The sequence below is a fragment of the Pseudoxanthomonas sp. SGNA-20 genome (assembly GCF_003931635.1).
Taxonomy (GTDB): domain Bacteria; phylum Pseudomonadota; class Gammaproteobacteria; order Xanthomonadales; family Xanthomonadaceae; genus Pseudoxanthomonas.
On record NZ_RRYK01000011.1, the window covers coordinates 41,878 to 57,611 of the forward strand.

The following is a 15,734-nucleotide window of genomic DNA, read 5'->3' on the forward strand; positions in this document are numbered from 1 at the left end:
GCGACCGCCCCGGCCGGCGCCGGGGCGCGCGCGGCACCGCTCAGGTCATGCGCCGGGCACGGCGGTGGCCGTGGCGCGCGAAGCGCCGATGAGGCCCCACTTCACCAGCAGTCCGTAGCAGGCGATCCAGCCGTAGCAGGCCGCCGGCACCAGCAGCGCGAGGGCCAGGCCGATGCGGTCGGCGGCCAGGCCCATCAGCAGCGGCACCACCGCGCCGCCGACGATGGCCAGGCACAGGATCCCCGAGCCGCCGGCGGTGTCCTCGCCGAGGCCGTCGATGGACAGGGTGAAGATGGTCGGGAACATCACCGAGTTGAACAGGCCGATGGACAGGATCGCCACGGCCGCGACGGTGCCTTCCAGGGTGGTGGCGGCCAGCACCGCCAGCGTGCCGGCGCCCACCGCGCACGCGGCCAGCACCAGGCCCGGCGCCACGAAGCGCAGCACCCACGAGCCGACGAAGCGCCCGACCATCGCCAGGCCCCAGTACACCGAGATCAGGTTGCCGGCGGCGTGCTCGGAATCGGTGGCCCCGGCCATGATCAGGTAGTTCACCAGCGCGCTGCCGATGGCGACCTCGGCACCGACGTAGAGGAAGATGGACAGCGCGCCCAGGCTCAGCCGCGGGATGGCCAGCAGGCGCAGGTAGTCGCCCTGGTTCACCGGCCGCACCGCCGGCACCGGGGCGCGCCGCACCCACCAGCACAGTGCCGCCAGCAGCACCAGCACCGCGGCAATGATCATGTACGGCACGCGCACGTGGCCGGCCTGCTCCACGCGGAAGGCGGCCAGCGCGGCCGCATCCATGCCCGGCGCCGGCTCGCTCACGCCCGCGGCCAGGATCATGGCCGAGCCGAACAGCGGGCCGAGCATGGTGCCCACGGAGTTGAACGCCTGCGCCAGGGTGAGGCGGCTGTGCGCGCGCGCCGGGTCGCCCAGGCCGGCTGCCAGGGGGTTGGCGGCCACCTGCACGATGGTGATGCCGCCGGCCAGCACGAACAGCGCGGCCAGGAACGCCGGGTACCAGCCCATGGACGCGGCCGGGGAGAACATCAGGCAGCCGCCGGCCATCACCAGCAGGCCCAGCACGATGCCGCGCAGGTAGCCGATGCGGCTGACCAGCAGGCCGGCGGGGATGGAAACGATGAAATAGGCCAGGAAGAAGCAGAACTGGGTCAGCATCGCCTCGGCGTAGCCGAGGGAGAAGGTGGCCTTGAGCTTGGGGATCAGCACGTCCACCAGGACGGTGCAGAAGCCCCAGGCGAAGAACAGGGCGATGACCAGCGGCAGCAGCCGGGTCGAGGCGGTGGCGGAGCCTGGCGCTCCGGGTTCCTGCTGGCCAGCGAAATGCATCGGTCTACTCCTCTGCGGACGGGGTGGCGGCGGCCCGGGCGGGCACGGCGGCGGGTTCGGCCGTGGCCGGCTCGACGTTCCAGCCGCGCAGGGTGACCCGCGCGCCGTCGGGCATCGTGCCGCGCGGCACCTCGATGGCGACGGTGCGCGACTGCCCCGGCGGCAGGTGCAGGTAGTTGTCGCTGTAGTACGCCGGCAGGATGCGTTCCCCGCGTGCGTCGACCAGGGTCAGCTTGGCGTTGAGCACCGCCACCGGCGCCGGGTTGCGCAGATTCACCTCCAGCCGCCCGGGCCCGGCCGCGGCCACCTGCGCCTGCAGCGCCACCCGGGGCAGCCCTTCCAGCGCGCGCAGGTCCTCCGGCGTGGCGGCGGTCCAGTAGACGTTGTCGTCCAGCACCGTGCCGGTCGCGTCGCGCAGCTCCAGGGCGACGATGGCCACGCGCTCGCGGGCCACGATCGCGCCCAGGTCCAGCGCGGTGCGTACCGGCGTGACCGCCACCGGCGCGGCATCCACCGCCGCTTCCCCACGGCCCAGCGCGCGCCCGTCCAGCGCCCAGGCGGACACGTGGGCGCGCAGGCCGGTGCGGGCGGCGGCGGTGTTGTTGACCACGGCCAGGTCGCGGCCCGGCAGGTTCATCTGCAGGTGCAGCGGCGCGGCGGCCTTCCGGGCGCCGTAGTAGGCCGCGTGGGTGTCGTAGTCGTGGCTGTAGATCTGCCACATCAGGCTGGGCCAGGCCGGGTGGCTCATCCACAGCAGCCGGCCGCTGTTTTTCTCCCACAGGTGCGCGTTGAAGCCTTCGAAGATGGCGCGGTGGGTCTCGTAGTTGAGCAGTTGCGCCTTGCGTTCGAAGTCCTCCAGCCCGGTGGCCTGGCCCAGCTTGCGCTCCAGCGCGCGCATGAAGCTGGCGGTATCGCCGTTACCGGCCTGGTGCCAGTCGTGGTAGGCCCAGGCGTCGCTGATCGGCCAGCGGTCGGCCTCGGGCACCATCGCCCGGAACGCCTCCAGGGTGGCGAACGAGGGCGTGCCGACCTCCACCGAGAACCCCTGCGCCAGCCGGGTGAAGTACTCCTCCGGCTCGCGGTAGTTGTACGGGCCGCTGCCCTGCAGGTTGACCTCGTTGGAGCTGCCCATGTACAGGCGGGTGCCGTCCAGGCGCGCGACCAGCTCGTCCAGGCCCTCGTTGAGCAGTGGCGGCGGCACGCCCTCGTTGCGCCCGAACCACAGCACGATCGACGGGTGGCTGCGGTAGCGGCGGACCACGTCGGCCGCGTTGGCCAGGAACAGCGCCTCGTCGGCCGGCTCCTGGTTGTAGTTCTGGGTGGAGGCCCAGAAGTCGTTGAACACCAGCATGCCGTACTCGTCGGCCAGCTCGTACAGGGACGGATTGGTGCTCTGCCCGACCCAGTTGCGGATCACGTTCATGTGCGCGTCGCGCTGCAGGCGGAAGTAGGGCTCCAGCCGCTCGCGCGAGCTGCGCTTGCGCCAGTCGTCGGTGCCCCAGTTGCCGCCCTTGACCGCGATGCGCACGCCGTTGACGCGCAGGGCCAGGTGCGGCGCCAGGCGCGTGTCGTGCAACGGTCGCAGCGCCGGCGAGGCCTCCGCGCCGGGCAGCAGCGACTGCGCCCAGCCGCCGGGCGCCTTGCGGATGGCTTCGTGGCGCACGTCGACCACGCGCCGGCCCGGTTCGCGCGCCGGGCTGTACTCCACCCGGCGCAGGCGGCCTTCGACGTCGAACAGCGACAGTTCGTAGCTCACCTCGCGGATGCCGAAGCGCACGGCCTTGCGGTCGGACTCGGCGCCGCCGGTGCGGAAGGCCAGGTGCAGGGTGTACAGCTCCGGCGCGCCGTAGCCGTTGGGCCACCACAACCGCGGCTGCTGCACGCGCAGCTGCGGGAAGCGGGCGACATCGAGCTTCACGGTGGTGCCGCCCGGCGGCACGACCACCGCGCTGCGCAGGTCCACGCCGTCGAACGCGACGGACAGCTCGCCCTCGACCGCGGCCGCGGTGTCGTTCGCCAGCGGAACCTCGATGGCCAGCTCGGCGGTACGGTGGTCGGCGGCCACGGTGCTGGCCACCCAGGCGTCGCCGATGGCGACCGCGCCGCCGGCATGCAGGCGCACGTCCTGCCACAGCCCGGTGTTGCGGTCGCGCACGGCGGGGATCCAGTCCCAGCCCTCGCTGGCGACGAAGGTGGGGCCGTCGAGCACCTGCATGCCGCCGTTCTCGCCCACGCCGCCGGCCAGCGACTGCTCGTGCGGCACGCCCGGGTGCGGCGGCGGCGAGACCCGCACCGCCAGCACGTTGCGGCGCCCGGGCAGCAGGCGCCCGGTGACGTCGAAGCGGCCGCGCGCGAAGGCGCCGCGGGTGTGGCCCAGGCGCTGGCCGTTGAGCCAGACCTCGGCGGCGTAGTTGATGCCGTTGAAATCCAGGCGCAGCTGCCGGCCGGCGAGCGCGGCCGGCGCGTCGAACTCGCTGCGGTACCACCAGTCCTGACGGTTGAGGTCCTCGGGGATGGCCATGTTGTTGAGGCCGTGGTCCGGGTCCGGGTACACCCCGCGGTCCACCAGCGTGCCCAGCACCGTTCCCGGCACGGTGGCCTCGTGCCAGGGCCCGCCGGCCGCGGCGCCGGGGCGCGAGAGTGCGGCGCCGCCGGCCGGGCCGACGTCGCGCGCGGACGCCAGGCGCCAGCGCGCGACCGTCCAGGTGTGCGCATCCAGCGGCTGCAGCGCCGCGCCGGCGGCCGGCGGCGTGGCCCGCGGCGCGTCGAACCCGGCGCGGCTGCGCGGCAGCGTCGCCGGCGGCTGGGGCGTCACCTGCCCGGCCTGCTGCCGCGTCTGCACCGGCCACGCCGGCGAGGCCTGCTCGTAGCGGGTCAGGCCGTCGTCGGGCGGCTGCCGGCCGGCCTCGGCCAGGGCCCGCGCATCGAGCGCACGCGGCTCCCAGGTGAAGCCGGCGATGCGCCCGGCGAAGTGCGGCGCCTGCGGCCAGGGCTGCAGGTGCGGGGCGAACGCCAGCTTCGGCGCGACCGCTGCCGCCGGTGCGTCGCCCCCGGCGACGCGGCGCCCGTCCAGGTACAGGGCCAGGCGGCCGCCCTGGGCGACCGCGGCGACGAAGTGCCAGCGCCCGGGCTGCAGCCGCGCCTGCGATTCCACGCTGCGCCCGTCGCCGAACCAGAACCCGAGCGCACCGCCGTCGCTCTGGAAGAACCGCCCCGCGCCCTGCGGATCGCCGTGGCCGGCCAGCAGCATGCGCCCGGCGGGCACCTCGTCCGCGCGGACCCAGCCATGCACGGTCCAGTCCGCCGCCGCGCGCAGGGCCGAGGCCTCCGCCAGCGGCTTCTCCAGGCCGGTGCCCCCGGACAGCGCCTCCACGTTCCACGGCCCTTCGGTGGCGCCCGAGGGGCACGGCGCGAACAGCGCGGCAGCCAGCAGCCACCCGCACGCGTTGCGCAACACGCGATCCAACATCCGATCCTCCCCAGCCCGTGGCGTCTCCGCGGCGGCGCAATCGCCCCCGCCTCTTCCGGCCTCAGGTAACGTTACCCAATGCCGCCCGCGGTTTCATCTTGCGCCGCAACACGGCGAGGGGAGGGCAGGGATCCGGGGTGGCGCGGCGGGCCGGCCGGCTCAGCCGGCCATCAGGTAGTGCGCGGCGATGCCAGCGAATACCGCCGCGCCGACCCAGTTGTTGTGCAGGAAGGCGCGGAAGCAGGGCCCGCGCTCGCGCCGGCGCGCGATCCAGAACTCCCACGCCACCAGCAGCGCGGCCACGCCCAGGCCGGCCCAGTAGGCCATGCCCAGCTGTGCCTGCCGCCCCGCGAGCGCGAGGGCAAGGAAGGCCAAGGCGTAGAGCACGCCCTGCGCGACCAGGTCCAGGTCGCCGAACAGGATGGCGGTCGACTTCGACCCGGCGCGGATGTCGTCCTCGCGATCGACCATCGCGTACCAGGTGTCGTAGGCGGTGGACCAGAGGATGTTGGCGCAGTACAGCAGCCAGCCCAGTGCCGGCACCTCGCCCTGCACCGCGGCGAAGGCCATCGGGATGCCCCAGCCGAAGGCCATGCCCAGGTAGACCTGCGGCAGGTAGGTGTAGCGCTTCAGGTAGGGATAGGTGGCCGCCAGGAACAGGCCGACGAAGCTGAGCAGGATGGTCAGCAGGTTGAGCGTCAGCACCAGGGCGAAGGCCACCAGCATCAGTGCCGCGAACACCGCCAGCGCCTCGCGGCCGGAGACGGCGCCGGTGGCCAGGGGGCGGTCGCGGGTGCGCTCGACCCTGGGATCGAGCCAGCGGTCGGCGTAGTCGTTGATCACGCAGCCGGCCGAGCGGGTCAGCCACACGCCGGCGGTGAACACGAACAGGGTCCAGGGACCCGGCACGCCGCCGGCGGCCAGCCACAGCGCCCACCAGGTCGGCCACAGCAGCAGGAGCACGCCGATCGGGCGGTCGCCGCGGACCAGCTTCCAGTACTGCCCCAGGCGTTCGCGCCAGCCGGGGCGCGGCGCGGTGGCCCGCTCGTAACGTTCGTAACCCATGGCGCAAAGGTTAGCAGGCCGGCAACGGGTGCCGGCCTGCTTCCGCTACATCAGGCGTCGGCCGCCTTGTACTCGTAGTAGCCGTAGCTGTAGTAGCCGGTGGCGCGCTTCTCCACCGCGTTGAAGATCGTGCCCTTGACCTGCACGCCGTTCTGCTCGAAGCGCTTGAGCGTGAGCAGGATCTCCTTGGCCTGGTTGAGGCCAAAGCGGGTCACCAGCAGGGTCGAACCGGCGTGGGCGCCGACGATGGCCGCATCGGTCACCGCCAGGATCGGCGGGGTATCGATGATCACCAGGTCGTAGCGCGGCGCCAGCGTCTCGACGATCTGCTTGAAGCGCGGGTGCATCAGCAGTTCGGACGGGTTTGGCGGGATGTCGCCGCGCACGATGTAGTGCATGTTCGGCAGGTCCGGCACCGCGTGGATGGCCGCGTCCAGGTCCAGCTTGCCGACCAGCACGTCGGACAGGCCGTTCTTGTGGCTGATGCCCAGCAGCTTGTGCAAGGTGCCCTTGCGCATGTCGGCATCGACCACCAGCACCCGCTGCCCGGCCTGGGCGATCACCGCGGCGAGGTTGGAGGAGACGAAGGTCTTGCCCACGCCCGGACGCGGACCGGAGATGGTGAGGATGTTGTTCTTGGCCTCCAGCATGGCGAAGTGCAGGCTGGTGCGCAGACTGCGCAATGCCTCCACCGCCAGGTCCGCAGGCTCGTCGACGGCCAGCAGGTGCTGGCGGCCGTCGGCGCGGATATGGTGCACACCCAGGCGGTCGCGCTTGGCCGTCGGCAGCGCCTTGGAGTTGCTCAGCGGGATGGCCGCATAGACCGGCAGGCCCAGCTCCTCGATCACGGCCGGGTCTTCGATGCCCGGGTTGAGCATGCGCTGGACGAACACGAAGGCGATGGCAAGGAATGCGCCCAGCATCGTCGCCACCAGCACCACAAGCGCCTTGCGCGGCTTGACCGGGTTGGAGGTGTCAGCCACGGCCGGATCGACGATGCGCACATTGCCCACCGTGCCCGCGCGCGCCACATCCAGCTGCTGGGCCTGGTTCAGCAGGGCGGTGTAGAGCTCGTTGCTGACCTGCAGGTCGCGGGTCAGGCGCAGCAGTTCCTGCTGGGTATCCGGCAGTTCGCTGACCTGGCGGCGGAAGCTGGCCTTGCGCGCCTCCAGCTCGCCGATCTGGCTCATAAGCGCGCGGTAGGCGGGATGGTCGCGGGTAAAGCTGCGGTCCATCTCCGCCTGCTTCAGGCGCAGCTGCTGGATGGCGGTTTCTACCGCGACCTCCTGATCCAACAGGCCCTTGGTCTGCATGGTGATGTCCACGGAGTTGGCCGAGGACTGGTAACGGGCCATGGCCTCCTGCGCTTCCTCCACCTGCTTGCGCACGGTCGGCAGCTGGTCCTTGACGAACTGCAGCTGGGCAGCGGCCTCGGCCGAACTGCGCTCGACGTTCTGGCGCACGTAGGCCTCTACGACCTTCTGCACTACGGCTTCGGCGCGCGCCGGGTCGGTATCTTCATAGGCGACCAGAAGAATGCCCGACTCCTTGCCCTGCTCCGACACACTAATGGCCTGCTGCAAGGCGGCCACAACGTCCAGGCGACGCGCCTTGACGACCTTGAACTTCATGCCCGGGTTGGCATGCAGCGTCGAGACCTCAGCCACGACGGAGCCACGCTCCGCGGGTTCCCCCGCCCTGCCACTCACCAGTTCGTTGCCATCCTGGTCACGCAATACGTAAGCGCCTTGTTCGTCGAGCACCTCAAGGGTCAGCTCGCTGCCGACAAGAGCCGCAGGGACCTCCAGGCGCTGGAACTCGAGCGCCTCCCCTCCCCAGCCATAGCTATCAAAGCCCAGGAAAGGTTCGGCAACCTCGCCAGCCTCCACGGGGCTGAACCGGCGCGCCATCGCGCCGCCAATCAGAGGAAACCTCTGTGGCTGCACGCGAATGTCCAGGCGCAGCTGATCCACTGCAGAGCCAACGACGGTGCGGGAGCGGAGCAGGGCCACCTCAGTAGTGGCGGCAACGCTGCCACCGCCGGCCAACGACGTCAGATCGGACAGGCCCGGGATGCTAGGCATCTTGGATTCGACCTGCACCATTGCCTGGGCGCGGTATACCGGCGCGGTCAACAGTACGTAGGCCACGCTCAGCACGAAAAAGATTGCCGTGGTAGCGATGATCCACCACTTGCGGTCAATCAGTACGCCGACCAGTTCCCGCAGGTCGATCTCGTCTTCAGTGGCGGGCGTTACCGCTGCCTTTTCCTTGCCCATAGTTCTCTTCCAGAGTTGTAAGACCGGGGGAACGTGACGCCGGCAACATCACTTGATGTAGGGGAGCCAGCTGTCGACGCAATCATCAATCAGTTGGTACACGTGCTCGAAGGCTTCGCGATGCTGGCGGTACGGGTCGGGGATCTCGCGCTGCCCCCGCCACTTGCCGAGGAGGAAGGTCTTGCCGCTGACCTGGGGCACTTCGCGCGCAATCCTGGTCTGGTGGGCGTGCTCCATGACCAGGACCAGGTCCGCTGCGGCCAGGATGGAGGGCGTCGCCTGCCGCGCCTGGTGCCCGTCGGGGTCGATGCCCGCCTCGCGCAGCAGGGCGGCCGCTTCCGGATCGACCGGCCGCCCGACCAGGGCCTGCAGGCCCGCGGACGACACTTCCACGCCCGGGCGCCCCTGCAGCCGGTGGCGCATCAGCAGCTCCGCCGTGGGACTGCGGCAGATGTTGCCCACACAGACGAACAGGATCTTTCTGAACACTAACGCCGGTCCCCGCGCTGACTGGTTCCAATGGTTCCGGAGCGCAGTACGTCCCGGCCGCGCGCAAGCTTACCCGATGCAACCCGATGCTGCAGCGCGACAGCGTGAAGGTTTCGTGCATAAACCACTGATTGACAAGCCCCCCTGGGCACGCTTATGGTCTGGCCTGTGAAGTAGCCCGTCCATCTTGAAACGGAGTTTCCCCCATGAAGACCAAACTGATCGGTCTGGCCATCGCACTGGGTCTGGTCGCGCAGCCGTACGCGTTTGCGCAGGATTCCGGTAGCGCCCAGCAGGAAGAGAGCGGCGATGCGGCGGGCAGCGACACCGCTGCTGGTGGCGGCGTCGATGGCGAAGCGATTGCCTGGACTGCGGCTGGCACCGCGCTGGCCATCGGCGTGCTGTCGGTGATCAATGACGATAACGACAACCGTGCCCAGCCGGGTCCCGGCCCGGGCCCGGGCCCGGGCCCGGGTCCTGATCCGGGCACGGGTGGCACCGGCGGTACCGGTGGCACTGGCGGCACGGGTGGTACCGGCGGCACGGGTGGCACCGGCGGCTGATAGCCCGCCCTGGATGTCTTGAGCACAAGGCCCGCCGGCCTTCGATGTCCGGCGGGCTTTTTTGTGTACGGGGCCCCCTCCCCCGTGAACTCGAATGGAAGCGACATGAATCGAGCCTACCGGTCCGGCGCGCTTGCGCTGATGGCGGCGTTTTTCTTTTCCGGCTGTGTCTGGGCCCCCGGCCAGCACCTGGCACGCACCAAGCCGGGCCCCGGCCAGATCCGAACTTCCGGTAATGACCAGCTGGATCTGGTCGCCATTACCCCGCGCCTGATCGCACAGGAGCAGGCAGGGCGTGCCGCAGAGCACGTTCCGCAGGAACTACTCAACTACCAGCCCGAACCCTATCGGATCGGCGTCGGGGATGTGCTATACATCACGGTTTGGGAACACCCGGAATTGACCGTCCCTGCCGGCTCACAGCAGCAAGGCGCCTTGGCCGGCCGAGTTGTCCAAAGTGATGGCACGGTTTTCTACCCCTACATTGGGAAGCTTCAAGCGGCTGGCAGCACCCCCCCTGAGCTGCGTGAACGTGTTGCGCGGCAACTGGCCCGGGTGATCCATGAACCTCAAGTCGATGTCTCGATCTTGACCTATGCGAGCCAGCGGGTGTGGGTGACCGGCGCCGTCCAGCAATCGCGCGCAGTGCCCCTGACGGTGGCACCTCAAACGCTCCAGGATGCGATCAGCAGCACTGGCTACAACCCCACGCAGGCAGACCTTTCCGGCGTGCAACTCACGCGTGACGGCGTGACCTATACGCTGGACGTCACCCGCCTGGGTGGCCGTCCGATTTACCTGCGCGCGGACGACCAGATCTACATCCCGTTCCTGGATTCCAAGGAAGTCTTCGTGGTGGGCGAGGTCAACCTGCCTGGCGCGCAGAACTTCAAGACCGGCAGCATCAGCCTCAGCCAGGCCCTGGGCCGTGCGCGCGGCCTGGCGCAGGCGACGGCGGACGGCAATGCGGTTTACGTGATCCGCGGTGCCAAGCCCGATGCCCTCGAGCAGCAACCATCGGTGGTCTACCAGCTGGAGGCCAAGTCCCCCGCCGCATTCGCGGTGGCCAGCCAGTTCGATCTGCTGCCCGGCGACGTGGTGTTCGTGGGCGCCGCCGGCATCACCCGCTGGAGCCGCTTCGTGAACCAGCTGCTGCCATTCACCGGCATCATCCGGAACGCCGCTGCCACCAGCAACGACATCTCCAATAATTGACGGCTGCCGTGCACGCGTCTACCGTCCATCGGGCCCACGGCTCCCGCCGCCGCCCCGGTTCCAGCCTGTTTTCGGCATGCACCAGCGCCCTGGTTTCCCTGGCGCTGGTGCTGATGCTGGCCGGCTGCGGCACGGTGATGCAAACCAGTGTGGACTTCGTTCGTACCGCCGTGGCCGGCAAGGACGACCTCTCCGAGGCCGCAACCAAGGTAGCCGCCCTGCCCTACGCCAGCCTGCTCATGGACGATGGCCAGTACCGCGCGGTGATGGTGCTGGGCAACGATGACGAGGGGCGGCTTTCCTGGCATAGCCGGCAGGCCGTCGTGTTCCTGTGCGAGGGCGGCGTGCTGTGCGGCACCCATGGCCTGCGCGCGGGCCTGGATGATGCCCGGATCGAAGGCGACAACCCGTTCACCGACCTGCGCACGGTGGGCGAGGCGGGCATCACCGTCAGCCGCCGCTACGACTGGCGCAGCGGCTACCGCTATGGGGTGCCGGTCACCGGCCAGCTGCGCCGGGTGGGCCAGGAATCCGTGGCGGACCCTCTGGGACGCAGCCGCACCCTGGCCAGGTACGAGGAACGCCTGGAAGGCCCCGGCGTGGAAGGCACCAATACCTACTGGGTCGATCCGGCCACCGGCGTGCTGTGGAAGAGCCGGCAGCTGGCCGCCCCGGATGTCTACCTCGAGATCAACCTGATCAAGCCTTACCGGCGGAGGTCGCAATGATGCGATCGCGGGTAATGGCCATGGCCGGCCTGCTGGCCTGCATTTCCTTCGCTTCCGCTGCCCAGCCCCGCACGCTGCAGGTTTCGGCCGAGGGCGCGGTGCAGCGCGCCGGCACCTTGCAGCTGCCCGAGGGCAGCCGGTTCGACGACGCCGTCGTGGCCGCGATGCCGCGCCGTGATGCCTATGCCCTGGGCGCCTCGGTCTTCCGCAGGGAAGAACTTGCCCGACAGGTCAGGCTGCGCGCCGGCCTGCTCCATGACCTGGAATCCCTGGCCACGGCCACCGATGCGCCGCACGCCGTGGCCGCACGCGCCCGTGCCTTGCATGCCTGGGTCTCCGCCTTGCCGGCCACCGGCCGCCTGCCGCTGGAAGGCAACCCGCGGCGGCTGGAGGCGAGCAAGGGCGACCGCAACCGGCTGCTTGCCGATGGCGACCGCTTCCACTTCCCCGAGCGCCCGGCAACGGTGACCATCGTCGGCGCCGTGCTCCAACCCTGCGCGGTGGCGCATGTGCCGCTGCGCGACGCGGCCGATTACCTGCGCGATTGCACGGTGGATGGTGAGGCGGCCAACCGCGACCTGATCCACGTGGTGCAGCCCGACGGCAGCATCCACGAACTTGGCATCGCGCTGTGGAACCGCAGCGAGCCGCTGGCCTTGGCTCCGGGTGCCATCGTCTACGTGCCGCTGCGCGCACGCGCCACGGTGAAATTCGCGCCCGAGCTGGATGGCGCGATGACCGCCTTCCTCGCCACCCTGCCCCTGCCCCACGACAGGCTGGTGACGCCATGAGCCGCAACACCCTCCGCCACCGCGCCCTGCCCGCCCTGAGCCTGCTCAGCCTGGCGGTATGCGGCGGGCTGCGTGCCGAGGTGCCGGCCACGCAGAACGACTGGGGCGGTATCGGACTTCTGCAGACCCCCACGGCGCGCATGGCTGAGGAGGGCGAGTTTGCTTTTACCGCAAGCCATACCTCGCCCTATAGCCGCTACAACGTGGCGATGCAGCCGTTCCCATGGCTGGAGGGCATCTACCGGTACGTAAACGTAGCGGGCGTCCCCTACGGCCGACCATCGCTCAGCGGCGACCAAAACTACAAAGACAAGTCGATCGACTTCAAGCTGCGCTTGTGGTCCGAAGGCCGCTGGATGCCCGAGTTGGCCTTTGGCGTTCGGGATTTTGGCGGTACTGGTTTCTTCTCTTCCGAGTACCTCGTGGCAAGCAAGCGGTTCGGTTCGGTCGATGCCAGCTTAGGCTTCGCCACTGGTTATCTTGGTAGCCAGGGTAACCTGACAAATCCCCTTAACTGGATCGACGACCGCTTTGAATCACGTCGTCCACGTGGAGATGGCGCAGGATCTTTCAACGCGAAGTCCCTGCTGCGAGGGCCTGTTGGCATCTTCGGCGGTGTTGCTTGGCAAACGCCGTGGGAGGATCTGACGGTCAAGGTGGAGTATGACGGCCACGATTACAGCATGGAGCATGTTCGTGTTGGGCCGCTCCGTCAGGACTCACGAATCAACTTCGGCCTGAACTACACACCAAGTCCGGGCGTGAGGATCACGCTCGGGTGGGAGCGTGGTACCGAGTTCACAGCCAGCTTAACGCTGCGAGGTAACCTCAAGAGTGCTCCGCGTCAGCCACGTTGGATGGATACGCCCAAAGCGCCATTGCGCAGCGAATCGGCATCCATAGGCCCGGATGCGGAGCCCCAGCCACTTTACGAGGCATCCGAGGTTTCTACCTCGACGGAGCTCAAACCCTACCTGCTGCCGGGCAAGACATGGGAACGCCTTGATGCTGAGCTGCGGCACTACGCGGCCTTCTACGTGCAGAAGATCGAGGTCACTGACCAGGAGGTGATCCTGCACGGCAACCAATTGAAGTATTTTTATCCGACTGAGGGTCTCGGCCGCGCGGCGCGAGTGCTGGACACCGCGATCGATCCCAGCATTGACTGGGTCACCCTGGAATACACGCGGCAGAACATGCCTATCGCGCAGAGCAGCGTTTCTCGTAGCGCCCTGAATGCTTACGTGCAGGGCGACATCGACCTAGCGGAAATGGCGCGCCATGTGGAGGTCAATCCGCCCGGCAGCTCGCGCGAGGGCGAGGTGGTCTACGAGGGGCCGAAGGGGCGACGCTTCGATTACCACGTCTCCCCCGGGCTGAACGAGATCATTGGCGGCCCGAACGGGTTCTTCCTGTACCAGCTGACCGCGAACCTGCACACGAGCCTGCGGGTCAATGACAGCACCTGGCTTACCGCCACCACGGCGGTGGACGTGCACAACAACTTCCGCAAGTTCAAGTACGACGCCCCGAGCAACCTGCCGCGCGTCCGCACCGACATCCGCCACTACGTCACCACCTCCGACGTCACCATCCCGAACTTCCAGGTCACCACGGTGCATGCACTGGGCCGTGACCTGTATGGCATGGCCTATGCGGGCCTGCTGGAGATGATGTACGGCGGCGTGGGCGGCGAGCTGCTGTACCGTCCCGTCGGCCAGCGCTGGGCACTGGGCGTGGAGGCCAACTGGGTCAAGCAGCGCGATTTCGACCAGAAGTTCTCGTTCCGCGACTACGAGGTCGCGACCGGGCACGCGACGCTTTACACCCACTTCGGCGACGACGGCCGCGTACAGGTGGCCACCTCGGCTGGACGCTACCTGGCCGGCGACTGGGGCGTGACCCTGGATGTTTCACGCATGTTCCGCAATGGCGTGGTGATGGGCGCGTTTGCCACCAAGACCGATGTCTCGTCGGCGGAGTTTGGCGAAGGCAGCTTTGACAAGGGCATTTACCTGTCCGTGCCGATGGACCTGCTGCTCCCCCGGTCCAGCCAGGTGCGTTCCCGTTTGATGTGGCACCCGCTGGTACGCGATGGTGGCGCGCGCCTGCAGCGCAAGTACAGCCTCTATTCGCTCACCGGCGAACGCGACAGCCACTTTTACTTTGACAATATTGAATACATAGATCCATAACCCGTTGACATAGCCTCCCAGATTGGATGAGCGGGAGGCACAAACTAAGGACTTGCAAGACTTGATGTTGCAATGCAACATCAAGTCTCCCCAGCCGGCGCCTGCCGGCAACGCACAAGGATGAAGGGGAAATACCATGCTGCTCATGCCAATCAGGTCGGAAACCAGTGCCCCACCTCGGACGGCGAGCAAGTTCACGGCCGCCATCGGTGCGCTGATACGAATCGCGGACCCGCTGATCCTCGTCGGCGGCGCGCTGCTGGCGTACCGCATCCGCTTCGGAACCTGGCACTTGCAGAAGGACTACGTCAGCCTGGTGGTGATCACCACGCTGTTCGGCCTGCTGATCTTCGGGTCCTCCTCCCTCTACCGCAGCTGGCGTGGCCGCGGCCTTGGCGCCGAGCTGATGCATCTGGGCCTGTGCTGGTTGCTGATCTGCACCGGGGTTCTGTTCTACACGACCCTGATCCAGATGATCGGCGAACTGTCGCGGCTGTGGCTGGGCGCCTGGTTCGGCCTGAGCCTGGCCGGCGCCGCCTCCATCCGCATCGTGTTGCGCGGCTGCGCCTCGTGGGCCCGTGCACGCGGTATGGACCTGCGTACCGCCGTGATCGTGGGTGGCAACCCGGATGCACAGCGCATCGTCGACACGCTGCATCGCAATCCCTGGATGGGCATCAAGGTTGTCGGCTGGTTTGCCACCAGCGCCGACCGCTGCGCATTGCATGGCATCCGCCCCATGGGCCGGGTGGACCGGCTGGCCGCCTTCGTGGAGGCCCGGCACATCGACCAGGTCTGGATCGCCCTGCCCATGCGCGAGCAGGGCCAGATCGCCTACGTGTTGCGGCAACTGGATTTCTCGACCGCGGACATCAAGCTGCTGCCCGACCTGTTCGGCCTGCAGCTGCTGAACCATTCGGTGGAGCAGATTGGCGGCCTGCCGGTACTCAACCTGCGCTCCAGCCCCCTGGATGGCCCGGCCCATCTGGTCAAGGCCACCATGGACAAGGTGCTGGCCTCGCTGATCCTGCTGATGATCTCGCCGCTGATGATCGCGATTGCCATCGGCGTGAAGCTCAGCTCTCCGGGACCGGTGTTCTTCCGCCAGCTGCGCCACGGCCTGGGCGGCAAGCCCATCGAGGTGTGGAAGTTCCGCAGCATGCGGGTGCACCAGGAGGAAGACGGCAAGGTCACCCAGGCGCGCAAGAATGATTCGCGCGTGACGCCGTTCGGCGCCTTCCTGCGCCGCACCAGCCTGGACGAACTTCCGCAGTTCATCAACGTGTTGCAGGGCTCGATGTCCATCGTCGGCCCGCGTCCGCACGCCATCGCCCATAACGAGCAGTACAAGACCCTGGTGGACCGCTACATGCAGCGGCACCGGGTCAAGCCCGGCATAACTGGCTGGGCCCAGGTCAACGGCCTGCGCGGGGAAACCGATACCGTCGAGAAGATGGCACGCCGCGTGGAGTACGACCTGTACTACATGCAGAACTGGTCACCCTGGTTCGATCTGCGGATCATCCTGATAACCGTGTTCAAGGGCTTTGTGAACAAGAACGCGTACTGAGCCGACGTCGTTCCGAG

At 68.6% G+C, this 15,734-nt stretch carries 11 protein-coding genes; 6 read left to right on the plus strand and 5 right to left on the minus strand.

Annotated features, from left to right (window positions below):
* Positions 1-45: 45 nt before the first annotated feature.
* From EIM48_RS14380 to EIM48_RS14400, 5 genes are all read right to left on the minus strand, one after another.
* Complete coding sequence (locus EIM48_RS14380; RefSeq protein WP_125111959.1) at positions 46-1,353, minus strand: sugar MFS transporter; 1,308 nt, start codon at positions 1,351-1,353, stop codon at positions 46-48.
* A gap of 4 nt (positions 1,354-1,357) precedes the next feature.
* Positions 1,358-4,786, minus strand: coding sequence for a LamG-like jellyroll fold domain-containing protein (locus EIM48_RS14385; protein ID WP_233581709.1), 3,429 nt, complete (start codon positions 4,784-4,786; stop codon positions 1,358-1,360).
* 195 nt (positions 4,787-4,981) lie between these two features.
* Positions 4,982-5,887: a 4-hydroxybenzoate octaprenyltransferase gene (ubiA, locus tag EIM48_RS14390; protein WP_125111961.1), complete on the minus strand. Its 906-nt coding sequence runs from the start codon at positions 5,885-5,887 to the stop codon at positions 4,982-4,984.
* A gap of 50 nt (positions 5,888-5,937) precedes the next feature.
* Positions 5,938-8,166, minus strand: a complete 2,229-nt coding sequence (locus EIM48_RS14395; protein WP_125111962.1) for a polysaccharide biosynthesis tyrosine autokinase — start codon at positions 8,164-8,166, stop codon at positions 5,938-5,940.
* Positions 8,167-8,214: 48 nt separating this feature from the next.
* Positions 8,215-8,655 (minus strand): low molecular weight protein-tyrosine-phosphatase, encoded by a 441-nt coding sequence (locus tag EIM48_RS14400; protein ID WP_019398118.1) that lies wholly within the window; start codon positions 8,653-8,655, stop codon positions 8,215-8,217.
* A gap of 206 nt (positions 8,656-8,861) precedes the next feature.
* Between EIM48_RS14400 and EIM48_RS14405 the strand changes: the two genes are divergently transcribed.
* From EIM48_RS14405 to EIM48_RS14430, 6 genes are all read left to right on the plus strand, one after another.
* Positions 8,862-9,218, plus strand: coding sequence for a hypothetical protein (locus tag EIM48_RS14405; RefSeq protein WP_125111963.1), 357 nt, complete (start codon positions 8,862-8,864; stop codon positions 9,216-9,218).
* Positions 9,219-9,323: 105 nt separating this feature from the next.
* Positions 9,324-10,433 carry a polysaccharide biosynthesis/export family protein gene (locus EIM48_RS14410; protein ID WP_125111964.1) on the plus strand — a complete coding sequence of 370 codons (1,110 nt, stop codon included), beginning with the start codon at positions 9,324-9,326 and terminating at the stop codon, positions 10,431-10,433.
* An 8-nt stretch (positions 10,434-10,441) separates the two neighbouring features.
* Complete coding sequence (locus EIM48_RS14415) at positions 10,442-11,161, plus strand: YjbF family lipoprotein (protein WP_233581707.1); 720 nt, start codon at positions 10,442-10,444, stop codon at positions 11,159-11,161.
* A complete protein-coding gene (locus EIM48_RS14420) occupies positions 11,161-11,952 on the plus strand; it encodes a capsule biosynthesis GfcC family protein (protein ID WP_158675221.1) in 792 nt (263 codons plus the stop codon). Before EIM48_RS14415 ends, EIM48_RS14420 begins: the two co-directional genes overlap by 1 nt.
* Positions 11,949-14,147, plus strand: a complete 2,199-nt coding sequence (locus tag EIM48_RS14425; protein ID WP_125111966.1) for a YjbH domain-containing protein — start codon at positions 11,949-11,951, stop codon at positions 14,145-14,147. Before EIM48_RS14420 ends, EIM48_RS14425 begins: the two co-directional genes overlap by 4 nt.
* Before the next feature lie 145 nt (positions 14,148-14,292).
* A complete protein-coding gene (locus EIM48_RS14430; protein WP_233581708.1) occupies positions 14,293-15,717 on the plus strand; it encodes an undecaprenyl-phosphate glucose phosphotransferase in 1,425 nt (474 codons plus the stop codon).
* Positions 15,718-15,734: the final 17 nt, after the last annotated feature.